Annotated in this window: 25 protein-coding genes and 1 pseudogene; 15 read left to right on the plus strand and 11 right to left on the minus strand. The window is 71.9% G+C overall.

What is annotated here, in order from left to right; all coding sequences use genetic code 11:
• Positions 1-35 precede the first annotated feature (35 nt).
• Positions 36-458: a peptidase inhibitor family I36 protein gene (locus ABZ896_RS25780; protein WP_360933600.1), complete on the minus strand. Its 423-nt coding sequence runs from the start codon at positions 456-458 to the stop codon at positions 36-38.
• 238 nt (positions 459-696) lie between these two features.
• On the opposite strand from ABZ896_RS25780, the gene ABZ896_RS25785 reads away from it, so the two are divergent.
• Entirely contained in the window at positions 697-1,701 is a 1,005-nt protein-coding gene (locus tag ABZ896_RS25785) for a DUF5937 family protein (protein WP_360933603.1), read from the plus strand.
• Between the two features lie 9 nt (positions 1,702-1,710).
• Here the strand turns inward: ABZ896_RS25785 and ABZ896_RS25790 are convergent, their stop codons facing one another.
• From ABZ896_RS25790 to ABZ896_RS25800, 3 genes are read right to left on the minus strand one after another with little or no spacing between them, the layout of a single operon-like run.
• Entirely contained in the window at positions 1,711-3,189 is a 1,479-nt protein-coding gene (locus ABZ896_RS25790; protein ID WP_360933605.1) for an aldehyde dehydrogenase family protein, read from the minus strand.
• A gap of 10 nt (positions 3,190-3,199) precedes the next feature.
• Positions 3,200-4,216 (minus strand): LLM class flavin-dependent oxidoreductase, encoded by a 1,017-nt coding sequence (locus tag ABZ896_RS25795; RefSeq protein WP_360933608.1) that lies wholly within the window; start codon positions 4,214-4,216, stop codon positions 3,200-3,202.
• A gap of 41 nt (positions 4,217-4,257) precedes the next feature.
• Positions 4,258-5,031: an enoyl-CoA hydratase/isomerase family protein gene (locus tag ABZ896_RS25800; RefSeq protein WP_360933610.1), complete on the minus strand. Its 774-nt coding sequence runs from the start codon at positions 5,029-5,031 to the stop codon at positions 4,258-4,260.
• A gap of 147 nt (positions 5,032-5,178) precedes the next feature.
• Between ABZ896_RS25800 and ABZ896_RS25805 the strand changes: the two genes are divergently transcribed.
• The 3 genes from ABZ896_RS25805 to ABZ896_RS25815 are packed head-to-tail and all read left to right on the plus strand — an operon-like array spanning position 5,179 to position 7,992.
• Positions 5,179-5,487 carry a hypothetical protein gene (locus ABZ896_RS25805; RefSeq protein ID WP_360933613.1) on the plus strand — a complete coding sequence of 103 codons (309 nt, stop codon included), beginning with the start codon at positions 5,179-5,181 and terminating at the stop codon, positions 5,485-5,487.
• Positions 5,488-5,504: 17 nt separating this feature from the next.
• The gene (locus ABZ896_RS25810; RefSeq protein WP_360933616.1) at positions 5,505-7,013 is read left to right on the plus strand and encodes a long-chain fatty acid--CoA ligase; all 1,509 of its coding nucleotides are present in this window, start codon (positions 5,505-5,507) and stop codon (positions 7,011-7,013) included.
• Complete coding sequence (locus tag ABZ896_RS25815) at positions 7,000-7,992, plus strand: phosphotransferase family protein (RefSeq protein WP_360933619.1); 993 nt, start codon at positions 7,000-7,002, stop codon at positions 7,990-7,992. The genes ABZ896_RS25810 and ABZ896_RS25815 overlap by 14 nt, the downstream gene beginning before the upstream one ends.
• Before the next feature lie 48 nt (positions 7,993-8,040).
• Here the strand turns inward: ABZ896_RS25815 and ABZ896_RS25820 are convergent, their stop codons facing one another.
• The 3 genes from ABZ896_RS25820 to ABZ896_RS25830 all read right to left on the minus strand — a co-directional run bounded on the left by ABZ896_RS25820 (position 8,041) and on the right by ABZ896_RS25830 (position 11,820).
• Positions 8,041-9,315: an amidohydrolase family protein gene (locus ABZ896_RS25820; protein ID WP_360933622.1), complete on the minus strand. Its 1,275-nt coding sequence runs from the start codon at positions 9,313-9,315 to the stop codon at positions 8,041-8,043.
• Positions 9,316-9,400: 85 nt separating this feature from the next.
• Positions 9,401-10,807, minus strand: a complete 1,407-nt coding sequence (locus ABZ896_RS25825; protein ID WP_360933625.1) for an amidohydrolase family protein — start codon at positions 10,805-10,807, stop codon at positions 9,401-9,403.
• Positions 10,801-11,820, minus strand: coding sequence for a CoA transferase (locus ABZ896_RS25830; protein ID WP_360933628.1), 1,020 nt, complete (start codon positions 11,818-11,820; stop codon positions 10,801-10,803). Before ABZ896_RS25830 ends, ABZ896_RS25825 begins: the two co-directional genes overlap by 7 nt.
• A 49-nt stretch (positions 11,821-11,869) precedes the next feature.
• On the opposite strand from ABZ896_RS25830, the gene ABZ896_RS25835 reads away from it, so the two are divergent.
• On the plus strand, positions 11,870-12,808 hold the full coding sequence (locus ABZ896_RS25835; protein WP_360933631.1) for an enoyl-CoA hydratase/isomerase family protein: 939 nt from the start codon (positions 11,870-11,872) through the stop codon (positions 12,806-12,808).
• On the opposite strand, the gene ABZ896_RS25840 is transcribed toward ABZ896_RS25835, so the two are convergent.
• Both ABZ896_RS25840 and ABZ896_RS25845 read right to left on the minus strand, forming a co-directional pair.
• Positions 12,805-13,566: an SDR family oxidoreductase gene (locus ABZ896_RS25840; RefSeq protein WP_360933634.1), complete on the minus strand. Its 762-nt coding sequence runs from the start codon at positions 13,564-13,566 to the stop codon at positions 12,805-12,807. The genes ABZ896_RS25835 and ABZ896_RS25840 overlap by 4 nt on opposite strands.
• Positions 13,563-14,882 (minus strand): acyl-CoA dehydrogenase family protein, encoded by a 1,320-nt coding sequence (locus tag ABZ896_RS25845; RefSeq protein WP_360933637.1) that lies wholly within the window; start codon positions 14,880-14,882, stop codon positions 13,563-13,565. The genes ABZ896_RS25840 and ABZ896_RS25845 overlap by 4 nt, the downstream gene beginning before the upstream one ends.
• A gap of 166 nt (positions 14,883-15,048) precedes the next feature.
• Here ABZ896_RS25845 and ABZ896_RS25850 point away from each other — a divergent pair, with 166 nt between their 5' ends.
• From ABZ896_RS25850 to ABZ896_RS25895, 10 genes are all read left to right on the plus strand, one after another.
• Positions 15,049-16,281: a CoA transferase gene (locus ABZ896_RS25850; RefSeq protein WP_360933640.1), complete on the plus strand. Its 1,233-nt coding sequence runs from the start codon at positions 15,049-15,051 to the stop codon at positions 16,279-16,281.
• Between the two features lie 70 nt (positions 16,282-16,351).
• Entirely contained in the window at positions 16,352-17,551 is a 1,200-nt protein-coding gene (locus tag ABZ896_RS25855; protein WP_360933643.1) for a cytochrome P450, read from the plus strand.
• Positions 17,548-18,021 carry a VOC family protein gene (locus tag ABZ896_RS25860; protein ID WP_360933646.1) on the plus strand — a complete coding sequence of 158 codons (474 nt, stop codon included), beginning with the start codon at positions 17,548-17,550 and terminating at the stop codon, positions 18,019-18,021. The genes ABZ896_RS25855 and ABZ896_RS25860 overlap by 4 nt, the downstream gene beginning before the upstream one ends.
• A gap of 53 nt (positions 18,022-18,074) precedes the next feature.
• Positions 18,075-19,193, plus strand: coding sequence for an acyl-CoA dehydrogenase family protein (locus ABZ896_RS25865; RefSeq protein WP_360933648.1), 1,119 nt, complete (start codon positions 18,075-18,077; stop codon positions 19,191-19,193).
• 118 nt (positions 19,194-19,311) lie between these two features.
• The gene (locus ABZ896_RS25870) at positions 19,312-20,829 is read left to right on the plus strand and encodes an AMP-binding protein (RefSeq protein WP_360933651.1); all 1,518 of its coding nucleotides are present in this window, start codon (positions 19,312-19,314) and stop codon (positions 20,827-20,829) included.
• Complete coding sequence (locus ABZ896_RS25875; protein ID WP_360933654.1) at positions 20,826-22,082, plus strand: MaoC family dehydratase N-terminal domain-containing protein; 1,257 nt, start codon at positions 20,826-20,828, stop codon at positions 22,080-22,082. The genes ABZ896_RS25870 and ABZ896_RS25875 overlap by 4 nt, the downstream gene beginning before the upstream one ends.
• A 21-nt stretch (positions 22,083-22,103) precedes the next feature.
• Positions 22,104-22,868: a crotonase/enoyl-CoA hydratase family protein gene (locus ABZ896_RS25880; protein ID WP_360933657.1), complete on the plus strand. Its 765-nt coding sequence runs from the start codon at positions 22,104-22,106 to the stop codon at positions 22,866-22,868.
• Between the two features lie 287 nt (positions 22,869-23,155).
• Entirely contained in the window at positions 23,156-24,310 is a 1,155-nt protein-coding gene (locus ABZ896_RS25885) for a CaiB/BaiF CoA-transferase family protein (RefSeq protein WP_360933748.1), read from the plus strand.
• Positions 24,307-25,449 carry an acetyl-CoA C-acyltransferase gene (locus ABZ896_RS25890; RefSeq protein WP_360933660.1) on the plus strand — a complete coding sequence of 381 codons (1,143 nt, stop codon included), beginning with the start codon at positions 24,307-24,309 and terminating at the stop codon, positions 25,447-25,449. Before ABZ896_RS25885 ends, ABZ896_RS25890 begins: the two co-directional genes overlap by 4 nt.
• 8 nt (positions 25,450-25,457) lie before the next feature.
• Complete coding sequence (locus ABZ896_RS25895; RefSeq protein ID WP_360933663.1) at positions 25,458-26,042, plus strand: hypothetical protein; 585 nt, start codon at positions 25,458-25,460, stop codon at positions 26,040-26,042.
• Here the strand turns inward: ABZ896_RS25895 and ABZ896_RS25900 are convergent.
• Both ABZ896_RS25900 and ABZ896_RS25905 read right to left on the minus strand, forming a co-directional pair.
• Positions 26,039-26,377: a tyrosine-protein phosphatase gene (locus ABZ896_RS25900; protein WP_360933665.1), complete on the minus strand. Its 339-nt coding sequence runs from the start codon at positions 26,375-26,377 to the stop codon at positions 26,039-26,041. The genes ABZ896_RS25895 and ABZ896_RS25900 overlap by 4 nt on opposite strands.
• 38 nt (positions 26,378-26,415) lie before the next feature.
• Positions 26,416-26,526, minus strand: a pseudogene (locus ABZ896_RS25905) (tyrosine-protein phosphatase); the annotation flags it as partial.
• Between the last annotated feature and the right edge of the window lie 3 nt (positions 26,527-26,529).

Below are 26,529 nucleotides of genomic sequence, written 5' to 3' on the forward strand. Positions count from 1 at the left end.
GGGCGCGGCCGCACGGTCGGTCCGGTGGACGGGCGTCAGCAGTTCTTCACCGACCAGACCGGCGAGAAGTTGTGCGACGGGAAGGTCCAGCCCGGGTCCAGCGAGTAGAGCCGGTTGCCGGTCTGGCCGTAGTAGACGGCCACGGCGCTGGGCGTCTGGTTGTTGTAGTCGGAGCCGACGCCGTTCCACTGCGACAGGGAGTACGTCTTGCAGGTGTACAGGTCGAACCTGGTCCCCGTGAAGTTCGCGCCGGTGTACAGGCACAGGTTCTTGTAGGCGCAGTCGGCACCGCCGTTGTTCGCCGAGGCATGGCCGGCCACCCCGCTCACGGTGGCGCAGGAGTTGTTCCCGGCGCACGCGGTCGCGCCGGACGTCGACGCGGAGGCGGTGCCGGCGAGACCCGCGACGGTGCACAGGGCGGCGAGCGTGACGGCGGTGGCTCTGCTGCGGAAGGTCATGGTGTTCCCCCAGACGGTCGGTGGAGTGGACAGGGCCCGGCGGCGCCCTTGTGGTGCGCCGGGCCGCGGGCACCACTCTCGCCACCCGCTCCGTGGCCGTCACGACACTTTGGCCGAGCCCGAAACGACACAGGAGGCTCTTTGCGCCAAAACACCGCCCCCGCGCAACTCCGCCGCACGCCAGACCGTGGAACGGGGCGGGGAGCCGTGCACACGGCCCTTCGGCGGAGGAGGAGCCTTGTTGCGCATCCACTGCACCACCCGGGACCTGGAGACCATCCGGATCGCCCAGCGCCCCGACCCGCTGTGGGAGATCGTGTGCAGCCTGTGCCGGCTCCAGGACCGCGAGGGACGTGTCCCCTTCGGCGCCTGGCGGCAGGAGGCCGTCGGGCGGATCCGCGGCGGCGGCGCACCGCGGGACGCCGTACGCCTGCTGTGCGACCTCGTGCCGCCGCGCTGCTCCTACTTCCCGGACTTCCTCACCCCCGCCCCCGCCCCGGACACCGGGGGGCTGCGGGCGGGCGTCGACCGGGTGCTGAGCACCCCGCGCGGCCGACTGCGCGACGAACTCGGGCTGCTGGTCGACCACTCCCGGCCACCCGCCGAGGCGGACGCGCTCGGCCGCGGCGAGGTCGCGGCCCTGAAGTGGCTGGGCGGCTCACTGCTCACGTACCACGAGCTGTTCCTCGGGCCCGTGTGGCAGCGCGTCGAGACGGCCGTGGCGTCCGACGTCGCCCGGCGCTCGCGGGCGATGGCCTCGGGCGGTGTCAGGGCGCTGGTCGAGACCTTCCGCCCGATGATCGGCTGGCGGCCGCCCGTCCTGGAGGTGGACTACCCGGTCGACCGCGACCTGCGGCTCGACGGACGCGGGCTGCTGCTGTTGCCCTCCTACTTCTGCTGGCGCAGACCCATCGCGTTGTACGACGACGCCCTGCCGCCGGTGCTGGTCTACCCGGTCGACACGACCGTCCTCCCGGACGGGACCGGAGCCCCCGGCCAACTGGCCCGGCTGCTCGGCCCCACCCGTGCGGCCCTGCTGTACGAGGTGGCCGCCCGCGGCTGCGCCTCGACCTCGGAGCTGGCCGGCACCGTCGTGGTGTCCCTGCCCTCCGCGAGCCAGCAACTCGGCGTCCTGCGCGAGGCGGGCCTCGTCACGAGCCGCCGGGACGGCAAGTACGTCCTGCACAGCGCGACCCCGCTGGGCCTGCGACTGCTGGGGGAACCCTCCGGGGAACAACCCTGAGCGCGTCGATCAACGCGCCGCCCAGTTCACGCTCTTGGTCTGGAGGTACTCGTCGAGGCCGAACTCGCCCCACTCCCGGCCCAGCCCGCTCTGCTTGTAGCCGCCGAAGGGGGTGCGCGAACTCACCCCGGCACTCCCGCCGTTGAGCGTGACCGTGCCCGTGCGCAGCCGCGTCGCGATCTCGTACGCCGTCACGGTGTCCGCGCTCCAGACGCCGCCGGAGAGGCCGTACGGGCTGTCGTTGGCGATCCGCACCGCCTCCTCGTCGGTGTCGAACGGGATCACCACACCCACCGGCCCGAAGAACTCCGTCCGCGCGATCGTCATGTCGTTGTCGACGTCGACGAAGAGCGTCGGCTCCACGAAGTAGCCCCGGTCGAGCCCCGCAGGGCGACCGCCGCCGCAGACCAGACGGGCCCCCTCCTCCTCGCCGACGCGGATCAGCTTCTCCACCTTGGCGCGTTGAGCCTCGCTGATCACCGGGCCCATCGTGGTGTCGCCGTCGGCCGGATCACCGACCCGGACCCCGGCGAGGGCGGTGCGCAGCCGCTCGACGAACTCGTCGTGGACGGAAGCGTGCACGATCGAGCGGGTCAGCAGGGAACAGCCCTGCCCCGCATGGGTGGTGATGCCGGAGAAGGCCGCGCGGACCGCCCCGTCGAGATCGGCGTCGGCACGCACCACACAGGCGGACTTCCCGCCCAGTTCGAGGATCACCTTCTTCGTCGAGGCCGCCGCCTGCGCGTGCACCATCCGCCCGACCGCGTCCGACCCGGTGAAGCTGACCAGGTCCACCATCGGATGCGTGGTCAGCTCCCGCCCGGACTCGGCGTCACCGGTCACGACGTTCAGCACCCCCGGCGGCAGACCGGCCGCCTCGGCGAAGTCACCGAGCAGCAGGGACTCCAGCGGGGTCGCGGGCGCCGGTTTCAGGATCACCGTGCAGCCCGCCGCGAGCGCCGGGATCAGCTTCATCATGCTCAGGAAGAAGGGGAAGTTGTACGCGGGGATCAGCGCGCACACCCCGAACGCCTCGCGCCGGACGACCCCTTGGAAGATCGCCGTGCCCGGGACGACGGTGGGGTCCATCGGCCGCTCCCAGCCGAAGGCCGGCATCACCCGCTCGGCCATGTCCCGCAGATGCGCGACCGGCAGCCGGGTCTGCAGGCTCTCCGCGAGCCACCGCACCGAACCGGCCTCGGCGATGTTCAGCTCGACCAGCTCCGGCAGCCGACGCTCCAACTCCTCGGCCAGCCGCAACAGTACGGCCGCCCGCTCGGCCGGCTTCAGCCGCGGCCACGGGCCCTCGTCGAAGGCCCGGCGAGCAGCGGCGACCGCCCGGCGCACGTCTGCGACCGAGGCCTCCGGGACCTCCGCGACGGTCTCCTCCGTCGCGGGGTTGCGGACGACGATCCGTGCGTCCGACTCGCTGTCGATGCGCCGCCCGTCGATGTAGAGCCGGGTGTCGAACGCGTACGGAGTCGTCATGTCCGTCTCCTCAGGGTGCGGGTGTCGTCGGCAGGGCTTCGAGCAGTGCGAGGCTCGAACGGGCGTATGCCGCCCGGCGTCTGCGGCCGACCAGATACGTGGGCGGGGCGAAGTAGCCGACGTCGCGCGGCAGTGCGTCGGCGCGGGCGGCGAGGGTCGCGCGGGCCTCGGCGGTGGTGCCGCAGACGGCGATCTCGGTGAGCATCTCGTCGGTGACCGCCTTGGCCATCGCGTCGGTGTCCCCGGCACGGAAGGCCGCGCGCAGCTGCTCGACCGGGCTCTCCCAGCCGTGGTGGGCGACGAACGGGTCGTAGGTCCTCACCGTGAGATAGAAGGCGATCATGCGGCGGGCGTCGGCGATGGCGCGTTCCGGGGCGGTGTCGTCAACTGCCGTGATGATCCAGCCGTGTTCGAGGCAAGGTGCTGCTGAGGCCGCGTCCCCGCCCGTACCCTCGACCACCGCGGGCCGTACGACCTCGTTCCACCAGGACCGGGTGAACAGCCCGTGCCCGATGACCCCGTCGGCCACCCGGCCCGCGGTCCTGGCCATCCCGGAGTTGAACGCGGCGAGCAGCACCGGGATGTCGAGCCGGCCCAGCACAGGAGCGCGGACGTCGGCGTCGATGGCGTAGAACTCCCCGGAGTGCCGCACCTTCTCGCCGTTCTCCGCGTGCAGCCAGGCCCGGACGGCCGCCACGGTCTCGGCGATCCGGGCCACCGGCCGCTCGGGAGGCACGCCCAGCCAGTCGCGGTTGATGCGGAACGCGGCGGAGCCGAGCCCGAGGAACAGCCGCCCCGGAGCCGCCCCGTGCAGTTGGCGCAGGGCGGTGGCATGGGCGTAGGGAGTGCGCGCGAAGGCGTAGGCGATGGCCGGGCCGACGAGCGCCTCGCGGGTGTTCGCGACGATCTCCGCCAGGGTGATGTAGGCGTCGTGGTCGGCGAACTCCGAGGCGCAGAAGGCGTTCACACCGGCGTCCTCGGCCTCGCGGGCCACTTCGGGGCCGGGCCATGGCATGCCGAACCGCATGGGATCTCCTGGATGAATAAGGTGCACTCTTTGTGAGCGGGTCAGCGTAGCGTCCAGTGGCCCCGGGGCACCGCGGCGCGGTCCACCTCGGCCTTCCCGATGGGGTTGCCGATCTGGGTGTACGACAGTCCGGTGCGCAGGGCCTGGGTGCGGCCGGAGTCCAGGGACTCCCAGATCGCGCGGACCGTGCCCTGGATTGCGGCGGGCGGCTTGGCCGCGATGGTCCGGGCGATCTCGTCCGCCCGCTGCCACAGCCGCTCCCGCTCCAGCACCTCGCTGACCAGGCCGATCTGGAGCGCGCGGGCCGCCGAGACCCGTTCGTCCAGGCCGAGCAGCGCGATCCGCAGGGTCTCCCCGAGGGGGATGCGCCGGGCCAGGCCGATGGGCTCCAGGGCCGCGGTGAGGCCGTAGCTGACATGCGGGTCGAAGAAGGTCGCGTCCTCGGAGCAGATCAGGATGTCGGCCTCGTTGAGCCAGTAGAACGCGCCGCCCGCCGCCATCCCGTGCACCGCGCAGACCAGCGGTTTCCACACCTGGTTGAGCTTCGGCGACAGGAACTCCCCAGGGTCCGTCTGCGTCCAGACGTTGGGATGGCGGTGGATCCCCTCCTTGACGTCCATGCCGGTGGAGAAGGCCCGCTCGCCGGCCCCGCGCAACACGACGACGTGCACGTCGTCGTCCTCCTTGACGGTGTGCCAGATCAGCGCGAAGTCGTCCAGCGTCTCCTGCGTGAAGCTGTTCAGCGCCCGCGGCCGGTTCAGGGTGAGGGTGGCGACGTGATCCGTCACCTCGTAGAGGACGGTCTTGAGGTCCATCCGGCCACCGTAGGCAGGCTTCCGGGCGGGGGTGCCGCCGCGGCCCACTCACCGGGACTCCCGCCTCGCCCCCTCGACGTGATCGCGATAATCCGTTTACTCTTTTCACGCCGTGAGGGCACCCCGAGAGCCGCGGAGGACGTTGCGATGAAGCCACGGGTGGGGCAGATGCTCGCCAGTACGGTCGACACGACGGCGGTCGTCGTCGTCCGCGCCCCGGAGGGCGAGGTGGAGATCACCTGCGGAGGAGCGGTGATGGCCGAACCGGAACGGGCCGGGGCGGACACCGGCACCCCAGACCCCGGCCAGATGGACGGCACGCTGCTCGGCAAGCGGTACGCGAACGAGGACTTCGGCGTGGAGCTGCTCTGCACGAAGGCGGGCGACGGGACCCTCGCGGTGAACGGCGTCCCGCTCTCCCTCAAGGGCCCCAAGCCGCTGCCGGCCTCGGACTGAGGGGCGGAGCCCGGCCGATGAACGTGACGATGCTGTTGGACATGGCCGCCGACGGGTTCGGCGACCGGACCGTGGTGGGTCGTACCGAGGAGGGGCTGACTCCGATACGGCTGCGCGAACTCGCCGCCGGCGGAGCCCGGGCCGTCCGTGCGGCGGACGCCGACGCGATCGTGTACCTCGCGGTGAACGGCCCCGCCTTCCCGGTCGCCCTGTTCGCCGCCGCCCGTGCCGGGGTGCCCCTGGTCCCGGTCAACTACCGCCTGGGCGCGGCCCAGTTGGACGCCCTGCTGGCCAACCACCCCCGCGCCCTGGGCATCGCCGACCCCGAGCAGTCCGAGGCCCTGCACCGAGCCGGACTGAAGACCCTGACTCCGGCGGAGTGGCTCGACACCGCGGCCGCCGGTGAACGGGAGTCCGACGAACCGGTGTTGTCGGACGCCCCGGCCGTCCTGATCTACACCAGCGGGACGACCTCGGCCCCCAAGGGCGTCATCCTGCGCCACCACAACCTGGCCTCCTACGTGCTGGGCACCGTGGAGTTCGCGGGCGCGGGCCCCGACGAGGCGGCCCTGGTGAGCGTCCCGCCGTACCACATAGCCGCCGTGTCGAACGTGCTGAGCAACCTCTACGCCGGGCGCCGCACCCTCACCCTCGAACAGTTCACCGCGCGGGGCTGGCTCGACCTCGTGCGCGAACAGGGCGTCACCAACGCCATGGTCGTGCCGACGATGCTCGCCCGGATCATGGACTCCGACGGCCTCGACCGCTCGGTGCCGTCCCTGCGGGCGCTCGCGTACGGCGGAGCGCGGATGCCGGTCCGGGTCATCGAGACCGCGCTCGCCGCGTGGCCGCACGTCGACTTCGTGAACGCCTACGGCCTCACCGAGACCTCCTCCACGATCTCCGTCCTGGGCCCCGACGACCACCGGGCCGCCCTCGCGAGCGACGACCCGGCGGTGCGCGCCCGGCTCGGCTCGGCCGGACTGCCCGTGCCCGGCGTCGAGTTGGAGGTGCGCGACGAGATCGGCGAGGTGCTCGCGGCGGGGGAGACCGGCCAGATCTGGGTGCGCGGCGAACAGGTCTCGGGGGAGTACGCGGGGCAGGGCTCCGCGACCGACTCGCGCGGCTTCTTCCACACCCGTGACCGCGGCCGTCTCGACGCCGACGGCTACCTCCACATCGAGGGCCGGGCCGACGACACCATCATCCGGGGTGCCGAGAACATCGCCCCCGCCGAGATCGAGGACGTGCTGCTGCGCCACCCCGGTGTGCTCGACGCGGTCGTGGTCGGCGTCCCCGACGAGGAGTGGGGCCAGCGCATCGAGGCCGTCGTCGTCCCGCGCACCGGGGCCGAGGTCGATCCCCGGGACCTGCGGACCGCCGTACGCGACACCCTGCGCGGATCGCGGACGCCGGACCGCATCACGTACTGGCCCGAACTGCCGCGCACCCCCACCGGCAAGCTGATCCGGCGGGACATCGTCGCCGCGCTGACCCTTGAGGCGGAGCCACTTGAACAGCCCTGAACTCCTGCGCGACCTGACCGAACGTACTGCGGTTGCCGCCCGGCGCTGGGCTCCGGACGCCGTGGTGGACGGCATTGAGCCGCTCACGGGCGGCACCTCCAGCCTGACCTATGTGGCCGCGCTGTCCGGTGTCCCGGCGGGACACGAGCGGGTCGTCCTCAAGGTGGCGCCGCCCGGTCTGCCGCCGGTGCGCAACCGGGACGTGCTGCGGCAGGGCCGGATCATGCGGGCGCTGAGCGGTCGTCCCGGCGTTCGGGTGCCGAAGGTGCTGTTCCAGGACGCGGGCGAACCGCCGTTCCTCGCCATGGAGTTGGTGCCGGGGGAGTGCGTGGAGCCGGTGCTCGTCCCACGCGGTGCCGTGCCCGCCGCGGATGTGCACGCCCGCGCGCTGGACGCGGCACGGATGCTCGCCGCCCTGCACCGCGTGGACCCCGTGGGCGTCGAGGAACCTCCCGTCTCCCTCGCCGACGAGATCGACCGCTGGACCCGGGCGTTCACGACCGTCCCCGAGGACCTGCGCACCGGGCACGAGAAGGTCGCCGACCGGCTGCACGCCATCGTGCCGCCCGCCATGGCGCCGGTGTTCGTCCACGGCGACTACCGGCTCGGCAACACCCTGTGCGCGGCGGGCTCGGTGACGGCGGTCATCGACTGGGAGATCTGGGCGCTGGGCGACCCGAGGGTCGACGTGACCTGGCTGACCTTCTTCACCGACGAGGCCCGGCACCCCGCGTCCGTCTCCGACGAACCCACCGGGATGCCCACCCGTGCCGAACTCCTCGACGCCTACCAGGAGGCGCGCGGTGAACGCCTCGCCGATCTGGAGTGGTTCGAGGCGCTGACGAAGTACAAGGAGTCCGCCGCGACCGCGCTGCTCATCAAACGCGGCCGTAAGGCGGGGGAGTTGACGGACATGCACCGGCGTATGCGACCCGCGCTGCCGGTTCTGCTCGACGAGGCACTGGAACTGCTGGGCTGAACCACCAAAGGGGTGACCGCAGTTGTTGCGGTCACCCCTTTCGCATGCTCAGGCGTTCTCGGAGACCGGCGCCAGCTTCTTCGACTTGTCGAAGTGCACGACGTCGGCCAGCGTGCCGCCCAGGATCGCCGCGCGGTCCTCGTCGGAGACCGTGCTGTCGAAGTTGAAGGCGATGCAGTCGGCGCTGTTGCGGAAGGTGCCCTCGGCGTGCGGGTAGTCGTTGCCCCACACGACCGTCGAGAGACCGGTGATGTGACGGGCCTTCACGGCCGTCGGGTCGTCCGCGAACTGCACATGGATCTGGCGCTGGATGTACTCGCTGGGCTTGAGCGGGTACGGCCACCGCTCGTTGATGGTGAAGAGCCGTCCCATCGCCGGCTGGTCCTTCGGCGGGCGGCTGTCGTCCCAGAAGCCGAGCCACCAGTCCGGGTCCTGGCCGATGCCGGTCCGGAAGGACTTGTCCATGGAGCCCATGTACGAGACCAGCCAGCCGGCGGTGAACTCGATGAGGTTGAAGTGCAGTTCGGGGAAGCGCTCGCAGACCCCGCCGCCGACGAGGTCGGCGATGATCTTCTGCGGGCTGGCGAACGTGGTCGCCGCGCTCTGAAGGCGGCCCGACACCATGTCGTCGGTCAGCTGCCCCTTGCCCATGTTGACGGCCATCATCATCTGACGGACGGTCGTCGCCGTCTCCGACGTGCTCTCCCTGGTCTTCACCCCACCGGTCGCGACATGGATGAACACCGGCATGCCGTGCGACTGCGCGGCCGCCCACAGCGGGTCGTACATCCGGGAGGCGTACGGCACCGGCGGGGTCTCCGGGACCAGGATCGCGCCCAGGCCCAGGCGGGCGCAGCGCTCCACCTCGGCGACCGCCTCCGGGATGTCCGTGACCGGGATGGCCGCCGTCGGCCGCAGCCGGTCCTTGTGCGTGAGGAAGCGCTCGGCGATGTAGTCGTTCCACACCCGCGCGTGCGCCATCGACAGCTCGTGGTCGTCGGTGAAGAGCACGAACAACGAGAGGTTCGGGAACATCACCGAGGCGTCGACGCCGTCGAGGTCCATGTCCCGCAGGATGTGCTCGGGCACGCCGTCCGGGGTCTCGCCGCCGAACTGCCGGTACTTGGAGATGGTCCAGCCGTCGTAACCGATGGTGTGCAGCTTCTTGAACTCGGTGTGCCCACCCTCGACGATCGGCTCGTCCAGAGTGAACTCCTCTTCCCAGAGGGCCCGTTCACGCAGGTTCTTGGGGAGCCGGGTCTTGAACAGATCCACCGGCTCGATGATGTGCGAGTCCCCCGACACGACGAATTCCTTGAACACGAGCCGTACCTCTCTTCACGCAGATTTGGAGTACCGACCGGTCGTTCTACGATTGTTTCCGTCAGATGTACTCCCGTTGATTGCGTTAGTCAAGAGAATGCGCAGGGCGCCCGTCGACGAGCGTGGCGCGGACCGTGTCGGCGGAGAGGGCGTCGAGGGCTGCGCGCAGGGGGACATGCAGCAGGCACAGGTCGGCGGTGGTACCGACCGTCAACCTCCGTTCCATGGCGGGGTGTTGGGGCTCGCCGAGGAACAGGCCCAGTGCCCGGCGGCGGTCGATCGCCTCGCCGTCGTCCCGCTCGGCCGCCGCGCGCATGACGGCCCAGGGGTCGGCCGTCCCGTACGGTGCGTCCGTCCCGGCGGCGACCGGGACGCCCGCCTCCGTCAGGGTGCGGCAGCGGTACAGGTGGGGGCGGTCGTCGGGGTCGGTGTCCGTGGCGTACGCGGCCTTCCGCTCCACGGGGAAGTGCGGCTGCGTCACGACCGTCAGCCCGAGCCGCCGGATCCACGGGATCGTCTCGGCGGGGATCACGGAGCCGTGCTCGACACGGTCGCCGGGGACGGAGCCCGTCTCGTCGAGGGCGAGCAGGGTGACCAGCAGCTGGACCCGGGTCACGCAGTGCACGGCGACCGGGCGGGGGCGTACGGCCGCGACGGCGGAGGCGAGTTCGCCTGGGGTGGGCAGAGTCGTGTCGTCCAGGAGCATCTTCACGGGCGGGTCGACGCCCATCACGACCAGGCGTTGAGGGAGGACCGAGAGCAACTGGGCGAGTCCCGGGGCGGGATGGGGGTCCGCGTTGGTGAACCCGGTGACGCCGGCGGCGGCCGCCCGCCGTCCCACGCCCTCCAAGTCCAGCCGAACGGGCGGCACATGGCCTCGCAGTCGCTCGTCCTCCCGCCAGAACCGTCCGTCGCCGTTCGAGTCGAGGCCGGCCGCTTGGAGCGCCGCGCTGTTCCACACCCACAGCGCGCCCGTGCGGTGTTGGACGCGGACCGGGCGGTCGGGGGCGATGCGGTCCAGGACGAATCGGTCCAGCTCCCCGGCGACGCTCTCGTGGTAGCCGACGGCCCGGACCCATGCGCCGGGCGGACCGGTGCGCAGGGCGGCGGCCAACTCCTCGACGCCGTGGACGTCTTGGGGGCCGACGGGGACGGAGGCGGATGCGGCGGCGAGGGCGGCGAGGTGGATGTGGTGGTCGTGGAGCCCGGGGACGAGGGCACCGCCGTGACCGTCCAGCTCGTCGTGGGCGGAGGCGCCCCCCTGGCCGTCCGACGCCTCGTCGGCGGACGTGTCGCCCCGGCCGTCCGACTCGTCGTGCGCGGGGGTGTCTCCGGTGCCGCCCGGCCCGTCGCGTCCTGGGGGGCGTACACCGCCGCGCCCGCCCAACCCGCCGTACTCCGTGAGCCGTTCGCCGATCTCCGTGACCCGTCCGCCCTCGATCCGGACGTCCACCCGGCCGCGTCCCTCGACCTCGACGTTCCTGATCAGCACGGTCGGGGTGCTCCCGCGTCCGTGAGGGCCGCCGCGCAGGCGGACATGGAGACGCACAGCAGTTCTCCGCCGCCCCGGGCGAGGGAGCGGGCCGCCGCGTGGGCCGCGTAGACGCCGGTGACGGGGTCGGCGAGGGCGTCACCGAGGAAGAACGGGTGGCCGTCGGCGTCCCGGCCCGCCAGGCCCCCGGCGACCGCGGCGTCGTCACCGAAGGCGACACGGTCGTCGTCGCGGCCGTACCCCGTGATGCTGATCCAGACCCGACCGGGCCGCGCGGCCAAGAAGCGCCCCGCGTGGATGCCGAGCCGGCGCAGCGCCCGGGGCCGGGACGCCTCGATGACGACGTCCGCGTCCGCGACGACCTCGGCGAGCGCGTCGGAGGCGAAGTCCAGGACCAGGCTCTCGTGCCCGTCGTGCAGCCAGTCGTAGAACTCCGGCGATCCGAACCGCGCCCCGTCCGGCCGGGTCGTGCTCTCCACCTTGACGATCCGCGCCCCCGCGAGCCCCAGCAGCCGTGCGCACAGCGGCCCCGCCCACAGGGCCGAGAGATCCACGACCTTGGGGGCGGACCGGAGTCTTCCAGGGCGCCCCAGGTGCTGCACCCGCACCGGCCCCCGGAATCCGCGCGCCGTTCCGAGCGAGGCCGCCGGGATGCCCAGCAGTTGCGCCTGCCGTACGACCTCGCTCGCCGTGGCCCCTCGTACCGCCTCCCGAAGCTCCGCCCCCGGCGCGCCCAGCAGCGCGACGAGCGCGGGGACGGCGGCCGTGTCGTCCGGGCGGGCGAGATTGACCGCCGTCCAGCCGTCGGCCGTGGGGAGGAGGTGGCAGGAACCGCCGGCCGAGGTCCGGCCGGGTAGGGGGTGCTCGGCCAGTCGCGCGCGGAGGAACAGGACCGTGGGCAGGTCGACCGGGACGCCGGTCAGCCGGGTGAAGTCCCGTGCCACGCCGGTGAGCGGGTCGAGGAACGGCTCCAGCGGTCCCGCCCACTGGTCGAGAGCAGCATTCTTGAGCATGTGAACGCCCTTCTCCGCCGAGGCGGCTTCACCTTACACTCCGGTGTTCATGGAGCCGCCGTTCCTCGTGATCGACCTGGACCGCACAGCACCGCCTAGCCTGGAAGAGGCCCTGGGCCGGGTGGTGGTGGGCGTGGCGGCCTCGCGCACCGGCCCGCCGCCGGAGGGGTTCGACGTCCTCCTCACCGGCGCCTCCGACCCGCCCCGCCCCTGGGTGGCCTGCGTTGCCCCGCACAGCACCGCCCGCGAGCTGGAGAAGGTCGTAGCGGCCCAGCCCGCCGCCGCGCTCGCCCTCGTCCAGGTGCTCCGCATGGGCGCCCGGCTCACCGGCCCCGAGCGGCTGGTCGTCGAGTCCCTCGCGTACTCGACCCTCAAGGGCGGCACCGGCTTCCGCACTTGGCTGGCCACCGCCCGCCGCCGTACCCCACGCCCCGCCGCCGAGCCCGTCCGCCTGTCCCGGGACGGGGACCGGCTGACCGTCACCCTGGACCGGCCGCAGGTGCGCAACGCCTTCGACGCCGCGACCCGCGACGCCCTGTGCGAGGCGCTGCACATCGCCGTGGCCGACCCCACGGTCACCCGGGTCGACCTGCGCGGCGAGGGCCCCGCCTTCTGCAGCGGGGGCGACCTCGCCGAGTTCGGTACGTCGCAGGACCCCGCGCGGGCCCACCTGATACGCGTCGAACGCAGCCCCGCCGCCCTGCTCCAGCGGTGCGCCGCGAAGGTGACGGCCCACCTGCACGGTGCGTGCGTCGGCGCCGGCATCGAACTCTCCGCGTTCGCGGGCCGCGTCCTCGCCGCACCGGACACCGTGATCCGCCTGCCCGAGGTCGGGATGGGGCTCATCCCGGGGGCGGGCGGTACGGCGAGTCTTCCGGTGCGGATCGGACGCGAGCGTACGGCGTATCTCGCGCTGTCCGGTGAGGAGTTGACGGCGTCGGAGGCTCTCCGGTGGGGGCTGGTGGACGAGTTGGTCGCTCAGGGCTAGTACAACCCGCCGTCCACCCGGATCAGCGCCCCCGTCGTATAGCTGGAGGCGTCGCTCGCGAGATACAGCGCCGTGCTGACGATCTCCTCCGGCCGCCCGGGCCTGCCGACCGCGCTGCGGGTGCGCTGCCGTTTCTCCTCCGTCCAGGACTTGGAGATGTCCGTGAGGAACGGCCCCGCGGAGAGGGTGTTCACCCGCACCGTCGGGCCGTACTCCAGGGCGAAGACGGTGGTGAGCGCGTTGAGGGCGGCCTTGGCACCGGCGTACGGGCCGAAGCGGGGCTGCGGCATCAGCGCCCCCGACGACGACACGTTGATGATCGAGCCGCCGCCCGCCTCCACCATGCGCTGCCCGATCAGCGAGGCCAGCCGGAACGGGCCCTTGAAGTTGACGCCGATCACCTTGTCGAAGAGCTCCTCGCTGGTTTCCGCCGACGACGGTGCCAGCGGGGACATGCCGGCGTTGTTCACCAGTACGTCGACCTTCCCGAACTCCTCGTAGGCCGCGTCCGCGAGCCGGGTCAGGTCGTCCCACCGGCCGACGTGGGCGGCGACCGGCAGGGCGCGGCGGCCGAGGGCGCGGACCTCCTCGGCGGTCGTCTCGCAGGCCTCCGCCTTGCGGCTGGCGATCACCACGTCGGCGCCCGCGGTCGCGAAGGCACGCACCATCTCCCGGCCCAGCCCTCTGCTGCCGCCGGTGACCAGGGCGACCTTTCCGGACAGGTCGAAGAGGTCGGCGGGCGCGAGCGAGGACTTCACGCCTCCACCCGGCCCGAGAGGCGGTCGTCGTCGACGATGTGCGCGTACCGCTTGCGTGCCGCTTCCAGCTTCGGCGGGAGGTGTTCACTGGGGAACACGCCTTCTGCGGGGCGGTAGTTGCGCAGCAGCTGCTTGGCGATGGTGGTGCGGTGGACTTCCGTCGGGCCGTCGGCCAGGGCGAGGTTCGGGGCCGCCATCCACCATTTGGCGAGCGGGAGTTCGTTGGTCGTGCCGAGCGAGCCGTGCAGATGGACGGCCCGCTGGATGATGTCGTGCAGCACCTTGGCGGTGGCGACCTTGCACATGGCGATCTGGGTGCGGGCGGCGCCGTGCGGCTGGGTGTCGATGATCCAGGCGGTGTGGAGGACGAGCAGCCGGAACTGCTGCAACTCCAGCCAGGAGTCGGCGATGAACTGCTGCGCCGCCTGCTTCTCCGCGAGGAGGGTGCCCTGGGTACGCCTCGACAGCGCGCGCTCGCACATCATGTCGAAGGCGCGGGTGCACTTGCCCACCGTACGCATGGCGTGGTGCACGCGGCCGCCGCCGAGACGGGCCTGCGCGACCTTGAAGCCCTCGCCGGGGCCGCCGAGCATGGCGTCGAGGGGGACGCGGACCTCGTGGTAGCGGATGTAGGCGTGGATGCCCTCGTCCAGGGAGTCGCGCTCGTCCATCGTGCCGACATTGCGCTTGATCTCGATGCCCGGGGTCTCGGAGGGGACGATGAACATCGACATCCGGGCGTGCGGGGCCGCCTCCGGGTCGGTGACCGCCATGACGATGAGGAAGGCGGCGTAACGGGCGTTGGACGAGAACCACTTCTCCCCGTCGATCACCCACTCGTCCCCGTCACGGCGTGCGGAGCACACGAACTCCTTGGGATCCGCGCCCGCCTGGGGCTCGGTCATCGAGAAGGTGGAGACGATCTCGCCGTCGAGCAGCGGCTGGAGATAGCGCTTCTTCTGGTCCTCGGTGCCGAACATCGCGAGGATCTCCGCGTTGCCGGTGTCGGGGGCCGCGGTGCCGAACACCGTGGGGGCCCAGTAGGAGCGGCCGAGGATCTCGTTGAGCAGGGCCAGCTTCACCTGGCCGTAGCCGGGGCCGCCGAGTTCGGGGCCCAAGTGGCAGGCCCACAGGCCCTGTTCGCGTACCTGGTCCTGGAGCGGGCGGAGGATCGCGCGGGCCTTCTCGTTGCGGGTGTCGTACGGGTCGCCGCCGTGCGGGAAGAGCAGGTCGAGCGGCTCGACCTCCTCCCGCACGAAGGCCGCCGCCCAGTCGAGCTTGGCCTGGAACTCGGGGTCGACTGAGAAGTCCAGCATCTGTCCTCCGGGAGAGAGCGAGGGTTCGGTCCGACCATCGCCGCTGCCCGGCGGCGCCCGGCGGCCGAGTCCCACTCAGCGGGCGCGGCCACGCGGCCGGGCCGCGCCCCCGGTCAGGCTGGAGCGACTTTTGCTCGACGAGTCGACGCCAGGAGGAACAAGGCCGATGCGGAACCCGATGCAGGGCGTGCGCGTTCTCGAGGTCGCCCAGTTCACGTTCGTCCCCGCCGCGGGCGCCGTGCTCGCCGACTGGGGAGCCGACGTGATCAAGGTCGAGCACGCCGAACGGGGCGACGGCCAGCGCGGGTTGGTCAAGGTGCTCGGCTACGACGCCGTCAGCGAGGGCTCGTCGTTCGCCCCCATCATGGAGGGCCCCAACCGCGGCAAGCGCAGCGTCGGCCTCGCCCTGGAACGCCCGGGCGCCCGCAGGGTACTCGACGACCTGATCCGCTCCAGCGACGTCTTCCTCACCAACTTCCTGCCCGAGGCCCGGGCCAAGCTCCGCATCGACCTGGAGGACGTGCGCGCCGTCAACCCGGACATCATCTACGTCCGCGGCAGTGGCTTCGGCGTCCGCGGCGCCGAGGCCGGCAAGGGCGGTTACGACAGCACGGCCTACTGGGCGCGCGGCGGCAGCGCCGCCGGAGTCACCCCTCCCGCCGCGGACCGCATGACCCGCATGCCGGCCGGGGCCTACGGCGACAACGTGGGCGGTATGACCATCGCCGGAGGCATCGCGGCCGCCCTCTACTCGCGCGCGATGACCGGCCAACCATCGGTCGTGGACGTGTCGTTGCTCGGCGTCGGCGCCTGGGCGACGCAGTTCACCGTCAACCTCGCCCTCATGAACGGCGGACCGCTGCCGGTGAGGACACCGCCCCGGTACGGCTCCGCCACCAACCCCCTCGTCGGCGCGTACCGCACCGCCGACGACCGGTGGATCGAGCTGTCGATGCTCCAACCCGGCCGGTACTGGGGGGAGTTCTGCAAGCTCGCCGGACGCGAGGACCTCGCCGCGGACGAGCGCTTCGACAGCACCGCCAAGCTCATGGGCAACGCGGCCGAGGCGGCCGGCATCGTCGCCGGGATCATCGCGGGCCGGACCCTAGCGGAGTGGACGGAGATCCTCGCCCGCGGCGAGGGCCAGTGGGCCGCCGTACAGAACCCGTGGGACGTGGGGCAGGATCCGGCGCTGCGGGCCAACGGGCTCATCGCGCAGGTCGTGGACGCCGAGGGCGTGGACCGTGAACTGGTCGCCAATCCCGTCCAGTTCGACGAGACGCCGGTCGAGCTGACCCGCGCGCCGCAGTTCGCCGAGCACACGGACGAGGTCCTGCTGTCGCTCGGCCTCACCGAGGAGCAGCTCCTCGCACTCAAGATCGACGGCGCTGTCAGCTGAGCGCGCCGGTCGGCCGAGCGCACCTGTCAGCTGCGCGCGCCTGTCAGTCGTACGAACGGGAGGACCCGCCATGAGCACCAGCCTCGAACCCGACGGCACCCACGAAGGCGTGCCCGCCTACCACTTCGACAACCGCCTCGGCGGCCCGGTCCTCAGCCACCAGGAGCGGTGGGACGAGATGGCCCGCTCCCACTCCGGCTTCCGCTCCACCGTGGCTCGCGGCTTCTGGGTCGTCACCGACGGCCCCGCCGTGCAGGAGGCGCTCCAGGACTGGCGCACCTTCTCCAACAAGTCGGTGACCGTCCTGGAACCCGACCCGCGGTTCCTGTGGATCCCCGAGATGCTGGACCCGCCCCTGCACAACAAGTGGCGGCGCCTTTTGGGCAAGGACTTCTCACCGGGCGCCGTCGCCGCGCGGGAGGCGGAGGTCCGCCAAGTCGCCGGAGAGACCATCGACTTGATCAAGGGCGACGGCACCGCCGACGTCCTCGACGCGTTCGCCCGCCGCTTCCCCACCGTGATCTTCATGCGGCTGATGGGCCTGCCCGAGGAGGACCTGCCCACCTTCCTGGACTGGATCCACGAACTCCTGCACCTCTCGCACCGCGAAGACCCCGACGCCGTACGGCAGATGACCGCCATGAAGGCCGTGTCGGCGTACTTCGAGGAGCAGATCGCCCTGCGCCGCGAGGCGCCCCGGGACGACCTGCTCTCCCGCGCGATGTCCTGGGAGATCGACGGCGAGCGGATCAACGACCGCGACCTGCACGCTTTCTGCATCCTCATGTTCCAGGCCGGCTTCGACACCGTCCCCATCTCCGTCGGCTGGGCCCTCTACCACTTCGCCACCCACCCGGAGCTGCGCCGCGCGATCGTCGCCGACCCCTCGCTCATCGCGACCGGCGTCGAGGAGATCCTGCGCGTCTACTCCTTCGTCATCCCGGCCCGCAAGGCGACCAGGGACGTGGAGATCGGCGGCTGCCCGGTAAAGGCGGGGGAGATGGTGATGCTCCCGCTCTCCGTCACCAACCGCGACCCCGACCGCTACGAGGACCCGCTGACGGTCGACCCGCACCGCACGACCACCAACCACGTCGCCTTCGGCTCCGGCCCCCACCGCTGCCTCGGCTCGCACCTCGCCCGCCTCGAACTCAACGTGGCCGTCGAGGAATGGCACAAGCGCATCCCCGAGTACCGGCTCGCGCCGGACCAGGAGTTGGAGGAACACGGCAACATGTACGGCCTCAAGTCCCTGCGGCTCACCTGGTGACCGGCCCCGCCCTGCGCGCCGCCGACCTCTACCACACGGGTATCGTCGTCCCCGACCTGGAGGCGTCGAAGGCCGCGCTCACCGAGATCGCCGGATACACCTGGACCGAGACGCTCGCGGCGGACATGACGGTCCGGCTCGCCGACGGCGACCGCGTCCTGCCCCTGCGCTACGCCTACTCCCTGGACGCCCCGCACCTCGAACTCGTCCAGGAGATCCCGGGCACCCCCTGGACGGCGACGCCCCACAGGGCCGCACACCACCTGGGCTACTTCTGCGACGACGTCCCGATGACGGCCAAACGGCTCCAGGAAGCCGGGTTCACCATGGAGGCCGCCGCGGTGATCGACGGCGTCGCCCCCTCGGTCTTCGCCTACCTCCTCGACCCGTCGGGCGTCCGCATCGAGATCGTCGAACGCTCCCGGATCCCGGACCTCGCGGCCTATCTGCGGTCGCGGGCGGCGAGTTGAGCTCCGTCCCGACGCCCGTCCCGATCCCCGTCCCGCCCCCGGAGGAACACCAGGTGGCCGTCACGCTCACCGAGGAACAGGATGAACTCCGTACGACGGTACGGCGGTTCCTGGCGGACAAGTCGCCCAGCGAGGCGGTGCGCCGCTGGAGCGAGTCCGACGAGGGCCACGACCCGGCGCTCTGGACACGGATGGCCGGTCAACTCGGGCTCCAGGGCCTGGCCCTGCCCGAGGAGTACGGCGGCTCCGGCGGATCGGCGGCCGAACTGGCCATCGTACTCGAAGAGTTGGGCCGCGCCCTCCTGCCGTCTCCCTACTTCGCGACCGTGGCCCTCGCGGGTCAGGCCCTCGCCGCGTCCGGTGACGAGAAGGCCAAGACGCGTTGGCTGCCCGCGATCGCCGAGGGCACGGTGACCGGCACCCTGGCCTTGGCCGAGGAGAACGGATCCTCGCGGCCGGAGGACATCGCCGCCACGGCTGTCCGGCGCAGTGACGGCACCTGGACCGTGTCCGGCACCAAGATGTTCGTCGTGGACGGGCACAGCGCCGACCTCGTCCTCGTCACGGCCCGTGCGCACACCGGGGCCGGACTCTTCGCGGTGGAGGGAACCGCGCCCGGCGTGACACGCACCCGGCTCGACACCCTCGATCCCACGCGGCGGCTGGCCCGGATCGACTTCGGCAGTGCTCCCGCGCTGCGGGTCGGGCCGGACGGTGATGCCTCGACGTATCTGCGCACCGTGACCGACCTCGCCCTCGTGGCACTGGCCGCCGAGCAGGTCGGCGGGGCACAGGCGTGCCTCGACTCGGCGGTGGAGTACGCCAGGACGCGCGTGCAGTTCGGGCGGCCGATCGGGTCCTTCCAAGCGATCAAGCACAAGTGCGCCGACATGTTGCTGGCCGTGGAAGGGGCTCGCTCCGCGGCCCACCACGCGGTGTCGGTCGCGGCGCGGAACCCGGCGGGCCTCTCCGCGCCGGCCGCGCTGGCGGCGTCGTACTGCTCGGAGGCCTTCACCCGCGTGGCCAAGGAGAGCCTCCAGATCCACGGAGGCATCGGCTACACGTGGGAGCACGACGCGCACCTCTACCTCAAGCGCGCGAAGTCGTCCGAGCACCTGCTGGGCAGTCCAGCGGCGCACCGGGCGCGGCTGGCCGACCTGGTCGGCATCTGAGAGTTCTAATTAAGTGCCCTTAAATGTGGCCAGATGGCCAATCGGTGCCTTCTGTGGAGCAATTAAGTGTACTCTGTTGATGCATGCAGGTGATCCAGCGAGCCGAGAGGCCGATCACGTGGGAATTCGCGACCGCCTGTCCCGGCTGCTGACCGAAGCACCCCCCGACGCCTTGGCGATCGAGCACGACGGGGACTCCTGGACCTGGGGCCAGGTCCAGGAGACCGCACGCGGTGTCGTCGCCGCGTTGGACGCGCTGGGGCTGCCGACCGGAGCGCGCGTGGGCGTCGTACTGGAGAACCGGCCCGAGCATGTCGCCGTCGTCGCCGCGGTGATCGCCTCGGGGCGCTGCCTGGTGATGCTCAGCCCGCTGCAGCCGCCTGTGCGGCTCGCGGAGGACATCGAGAAGTGCCGGGTGCCTGTTGTCGTCTCGGGGAGTGAACCCCTGGTGCGAGAAGGGGTGTTGGTCGCGGCGACCAGCCATGGAGCGGTCCTGGAGCTGGGCGCCGACGGAACGACAAGCCTCAGCGGCACGGCCCCCGTCGACCCGGCCGCCAATCCCGGTGTCGCCGTCGAGATGCTCACCTCCGGCACCACCGGCCCGCCCAAGCGCGTCCATCTGCGCGACGAGCAGCTCGACCAGGCGCTCCTCTCCGGCGGACAGACCTCCAAGCCCGGCCGCCTGCTGTCGGACTCGGCGTCGCTGGTCGCCACCCCGCTCGTGCACATCGGCGGACTCTGGCGGGCCCTCGCCTGCCTGGCCACCGGCCGACGCATGCTCCTGCTGCCGAAGTTCGCCGTCGACCCCTGGACCGACGCCGTGGAGCGGCACCGACTTCGCGCCGCCAGCCTGGTCCCCGCCGCCATCCGGGCCGTCCTCGACGCCGACGTCCCCCGCGAGCGCCTCGCCAGCCTCCAGGTCATCACCTCCGGCACCGCGCCCTGCCCGGCCGAACTCGCCGACGCCTTCTACCGGCGCTACGACATCCCGGTCCTGCTCACCTACGGCGCCACGGAGTTCGCCGGAGCGGTCGTCGGCTGGACGCTTCCGCTGCACCGCACGTGGTGGGACCGCAAGGCGGGCAGTGCCGGGCGCGCCCTGCCCGGAGTCGAGGTGCGGATCACCGGCGACGACGGCACCGAACTCCCGCCCGGCCGGACCGGACGGCTGGAGGTGCGTACCGAGCAGAGCACCGAGGGCGGCCGGACCTGGACACACACCAGCGACCTGGCCCGGATCGACGCCGACCGCTTCGTCTGGATCGAGGGCCGCGCCGACGACGCCATCATCCGCGGCGGCTTCAAGGTGCAACCCGAGACCGTCCAGCGGGTGTTGGAGTCCCACCCGGCTGTGCGGGAGGCGGCCGTGGCGGGACTCCCCGAACCACGCCTCGGCGAGGTGCCGGTGGCCGCGGTCGAGACCGCGCCCGGTCAGGCGGCCCCCGCCGTCGCCGACCTCGTCGCCCTGTGCCGCGAACGGCTCCTGCCGTACGAGGTGCCGGCGCACATCGTCGTCCTCGACGCCCTCCCGCGCACCCCGTCGAGCAAGGTGAGCCGCGTGGAGCTGCTGGACCTGGTGCGCGCCCGGCTCGAAGTCCCCACGGCCGCCCCAGCGTTGGAGGAGTCCCCTCGATGACCAGTACCGGGACGGAACGCGCCGAGACCTTCGGCGTCCTCACCGACGAGGCGATCGAGCGCTCCCGGCGCCGCCTCGGCATCCCGATCCCGCAGCGCAACCCGCCCCATAACCACGAGGTGACCTGGGACGGCGTACGGCACTTCGCGTACGGCTACGGCGACGACAACCCCCTGTACTGCGACCCCGGTTACGCGGCCGGCACCCGCTGGGGCGCCCTCCTCGCACCGCCCACCTTCCTCTACACGATGGGCGAGGACGCCGCCCCGCAGCCCGACCCGGAGACGAAGGCGCTGCTCAAGGGCGACCCCTTCGCCGGACTGGGCTCCTACCAGGCGGTGATGGAGTTCGAGTGGTGGCGACCCCTGCAACTGGGCGACCGCTGCCGGGTGTTGGAGACCCAGGTGGGAGTGCGGCCCAGAGCCAGCAAGTTCGGCGGCCGCTCCGCGCACGTCGTCAAGGACTACCTGTACGCCAACGGGGACGGTGAGCTGCACGCCGTACGGCGAGGCACCTGGATCAACACCGAACGGCACACCTCGAAACGGCGGGCCAAGGAACGGCTGGAGCAACAGCCGTATACGGCAGATCAGTTGGCGGAGATCGACGCAGCCTACGCGGCCGAGACCCGGCGTGGTGCCGAGCCCCGTTACTGGGAGGACGTCGAGATCGGCGAGCGGCTCCAGCCGCGGGTGAAGGGGCCGCTCACCACCACGGACGTGGTCGTCTGGCACGCGGGCTGGGGCATGCAGCTCACCCCGCCCGGAGTGTTCGGCATCGCCGCGCGCGTCCGCCGCAAGGCGCCGGGGCTCTACCCGCCGAACCCGCTGAACATCCCGGACACCGTGCAGCGACTGCACTGGGAGCCCGAGCGGGCACGGGAGTTGGGCCTGCCGAACCCCTACGACTACGGCGGCATGCGCGAGACCTGGCTCTGCCATCTGCTCACCGACTGGATCGGCGACGGCGGCTGGCTGTGGCGCCTGCGCTGTGAGCACCGGAAGTTCAACTACCTCGGCGACACCACCTGGGTGCACGGCACAGTCGTCGACAAGCGGCAACAGGACGGGCGCAGCGAGGTGCACATCGAGGTGCGCTGCGAGAACCAGCGGGGCGAGATCACCACCCCCGGTACGGCCGTCGTCCTCCTGCCGACCCGCGACCGGCCCGTGGCACCGCCCGCGCCGCCCGCCGCGGACCTGGAGGGCATGGTCGCCCACGAACTGGCCCGGTACGCCGTGACCGGCCACTGAGAACAGCATCGAGGAGGCAAGGTGTCGGACGAGGTACTCGTGGAGCGCCGGGGCGCGGTCCAGGTCATCACCATCAACCGCCCGGCGGTCAAGAACGCGCTCGACGCGGCGGTGGCCAGGGGAGTGGCGGCCGCCGTCGACGAACTCGACGAGTCGGACGAGCTGCGGGTCGGTGTGCTCACCGGCGCGGGCGACACGTTCTCGGCCGGGATGGACCTCAAGGCGTGGCTGAAGGGGGAGACGCCCGCGATTCCCGGCCGGGGGCTGTGCGGTATCAGCATCACGCCGCCGCGCAAGCCGCTCGTCGCGGCCGTCGAGGGGTGGGCCCTGGCGGGCGGGTTCGAACTGCTGCTGGCCTGCGACCTCGTCGTCGCCGCGCGCACCGCCCGGCTCGGTGTCCCCGAGGTGACGAGGTCCCTTGTCGCCCGCGCGGGCGCGGCCCTCCAGTTGCCCCGCAAGGTGCCCTTCGCCATCGCGCTCGAACTGCTCCTGACCGGTGAGGCGATCTCCGCGGTCCGCGCCGCCGAGGTCGGCCTGGTCAACCGGCTCACGGAGAAGGGCGGTGCGCTGGAAGGCGCGCTCCAACTCGCCTCGGTGATCGCGGCGAACGGTCCGCTCGCCGTCGCCGCCACCAAGCAGATCGCCCGCTCCACCGCCGACTGGACCCTGGAGGAGGGCTGGGCCAAGCAGTTCGAGATAGCCGAGCCGGTCTTCCAGTCGGCCGACGCGAAGGAGGGCGCGGCGGCGTTCGCGGAGAAGCGGGCGCCGGTGTGGAAGGGGAGGTGAGCGGGGGCGGCCTGCCGGACAGCGGGGTGGTGAGCGGGGGTGGCTCGCCGGGCGCGGGCGCGGGCGCGGTTGGTAGGGGAGGCCCGCCGAGCGGAGGGGCGGGTGCAGGTGCTGGGGATGGCCCGGTGAGCGGAGGGTCGGTTGCCGAGGGTGGCCCGGTGGCCGGAGGGGCGGTTGCCGAAGGAGGCCCGTTGGTGGCAGGAGCGGTTGCCGGGGGTGGCTCGCCGGGTGGACGGGCTTTGGGCAGTGGTCCGGCGACCGGGGACGCGGTGGCCGGAGGCGGGCCGCTGGCCGGTTGCCGGGTTGTCGAGCTTGGGGGGATCGGGCCCGGGCCGTTCGCCGGGATGTTTCTCGCCGATCTCGGTGCCGAGGTTGTTCGGGTGGATCACCCGCGTCGCGCCGGTGACTCCGATGCCGGTGGGCCGGCCGCCGTGCTCGACCGGGGCAAGCGCTCGGTCGCGCTGGACCTGAAGCGCCCCGCCGCCCGGACCGCCCTCCTCGGTCTCGTCGAGCGCGCCGACATCCTCATCGAGGGGTTCCGTCCCGGCGTCACCGAGCGCCTCGGCATCGGCCCGCACGAGTGCCTGGCCCGCAACCCCCGCCTGGTCTACGGCCGGATGACCGGCTGGGGCCAGGACGGGCCGCTGGCCGCCACGGCCGGACACGACCTCACCTACATCGCGGTGACCGGCGCGCTCGGCGCCATCGGCGAGGCGGGCGGCCCGCCGAGGATCCCCCTCAACCTCGTCGGAGACTACGGCGGCGGAGGCTGCTACCTCGTCATCGGCGTCCTGGCCGCGCTGCACGCCGTGGGACGCACCGGCCGCGGCCAGGTCGTCGACGCGGCCATCGTCGACGGCACCGCCCACCTCCTCGCCAGCACCTTCGCCAAGCTCGGGCGCGGCGAGTGGACCGACGAGCGGGGCGTCAACCGCTTCGACGGGGGCTGGCCGTTCTACGCCGTCTACGGCACCCGGGACGGCGGCCACGTGGCGGTTGGCGCGCTGGAGCCCAAGTTCTACCGGCAGTTGATCGAGCTGCTCGCCCTCGACGTCGACCCGGACCGCCAGCACGACCCCGCCACCTGGCCCGAGCTGCGCCGCCGCCTCACGGACCGCTTCGCCGAACGCACCCGCGACGAATGGGCGGCCCTGTTCGAAGGCACCGACGCCTGCGTCGCCCCCGTCCTGAGCCTGACCGAAGCGGCGGCCCACCCCCAACTGGCGTCCCGCGCAAGCCTGTTCACCCGCGAGGGAGTAGTCCAGCCCGCCGCGGCCCCCCGCTTCTCGGCGACACCGTCGGCGCCGGGCGCCGTGGCTCCCGCCGTGGGCGCCGACACCCGTGCCGTGTTCCGGGACTGGGAGATACCCGGCCTCGATGACCTGCTCGATGCCGGAGCGGCCGTACAACAAGCCCACCCCAACGAGAGGATCCGCACATGAGGGACGCCGTCATCGTCGACGCCGTACGCACCCCCATCGGCAAGCGCAACGGCACGCTGGCGCCGGTCCACGCGGCCGACCTGTCCGGCAAGGTGCTCACCGCGCTCGCGGAGCGCACCGGTATCGACCCCGGGACCGTGGACGACGTCATGTGGGGGTGCGTGACCCAGATCGGCGACCAGTCCAGCAACGTCGCCCGCTTCGCCGTGCTCGCCGCGGGCTGGCCCGAGCACGTGCCCGGCGTGACGATCAACCGCGCGTGCGGCTCCAGCCAGCAGGCCGTCGACTCGGCCGCGCACGCCGTGATGGCCGGACAGTACGACATGGTCGTCGCGGGCGGAGTCGAGACCATGAGCAGGGTCCCGCTCGGCTCCCACCGCACCACGGGCATGCCGTACGGCCACGCGGCGCTCGCCCGTTACGGCAACGTCGAGTTCAGCCAGGGCCTCGGCGCCGAACTCATCGCCGAGCGCTGGGGCCTGACTCGCCATCAGCTGGACGAGTACGCCTCCGCCTCGCACGCGAAGGCGGCGGCCGCGATCGACGAGGGCGTCTTCGACGACCATCTGGTGCCGGTGGAGGTGGACGGTACGAAGTTCGCGGTCGACGAGGGCCTGCGACGCGGCACGTCCCCCGAGAAACTGTCCGCCCTCAAACCGTCCTTCAAGGAGGACGGGGTGATCCACGCGGGCAACTCCTCCCAGATCTCCGACGGGGCGGCGGCGCTGCTCATCACAACCCCTGAGCGGGCCGCCGAGTTGGGGCTCACCCCGATCGCCCGCTACCACGGGGGCGCGGTGAGCGGCGCGGACCCGATCATGATGCTCACGGGACCGATCCCGGCGACGGAGAAGGTGTTGCGCAAGACGGGCCTGAAGATCGACGACATAGGTGTCTTCGAGGTCAACGAGGCGTTCGCACCGGTGCCGTTGGCATGGATCGCGGAGACGGGAGCGGACCCGGAGCGCGTGAACCCACTGGGCGGAGCGATAGCCGTGGGCCACCCCCTGGGCGGCTCCGGAGCCATCCTGATGACCCGCCTCCTGGCCCAGATGCGCCGCCGCAACCTCCGCTACGGCCTCCAGACGATGTGCGAGGGAGGCGGAACGGCCAACGCGACGGTGATCGAGCTGCTTTAGGATGAATCATGGGATTGATCTACAGCTACGACATCTACGTGCCTCCTCGAAACGTCGGCAAGCTGCTCACCAGGATGGCCGAGTTGGCGCCGCCTACCCCTCACGTGCCGCCGATCGAGATCACCCTGCCCGGCGGGGATCGACTGCTCCTCCCGTTCACGTCCCGTTTCAAGAGTGAGCCGGTCGACTGCTCCACCGCCGACACGTTCGAACTCGACACGGCGATCATGTTCGACGTCGATGATGCCCTGCACGAGTACGCGCAGAGGAACCCCCGTGAACCCGCAGTGGACGGGCGCATCCAGATCGGGTACATCTACGCGACGATCCGGTTCGAGTCCCCCCTGCACCCCGGTTACGCGTCGGTGGACTGCTGCGCGGCGACGTCGGACATGAGCCGCCTGTTCGCGTGCTCGCCCAACATCAGGAAGACGTTCACCGACCTCACCGCCGCCGCCGATGGAGTGTGCTGCCTCTTCGACACCGGAGACGGCGGCCCCGAGGAAGTGTGCTGGCTCAACGGCGAGACCACCCGGGAGATGGTCTCCGGGCCCCGCTTCCCGGACCGACGGGCACTTGCGGCGGCCTTCTAGGAAAGCAGGCGGCCCCTCACTCGCCCGAGCTGGGCGTGGCTCGCTCCGCCCTTCACCAAGTAGGCGCGTACACCGCCGTGTTGGGTGTCCAGGTGGGCCAGCGTCCGGAGGATGGTGTCGCCGCTGCAGCCGGCCGTGAGCGCGTAGTCCGCGGCGATCGCATCGGGCGGTACGCCGGCGACGCTCAGCGCGAGCGCGACAAGTACCCCCGTCCGGTCTCGCCCTGCGCTGCAGTGCACGGCGAGCGGGCCGGGCGGCGCGTCACCCAACTGGACGAGGACGTCGGTGATTTGGCGCTGGTTGTCGTCGACCATGGTGCGGTAGGCGTCCGGCATGGTGGTGCCTTGCTCCGCCAGATTCCCCCGGCGCTCAACCGGCTGTGACTGTCCGACCTGAACAGCGCGCCGAAGCGAATCCGTGAACCCTCGACCGAGGGCAACCCACCCACGTCACGGCCATTGAGACACCCCTCCCACTCCACCATCCC

Origin of the sequence: Streptomyces sp. NPDC047072 (assembly GCF_040643855.1) — a bacterium.
Lineage (GTDB): Bacteria > Actinomycetota > Actinomycetes > Streptomycetales > Streptomycetaceae > Streptomyces.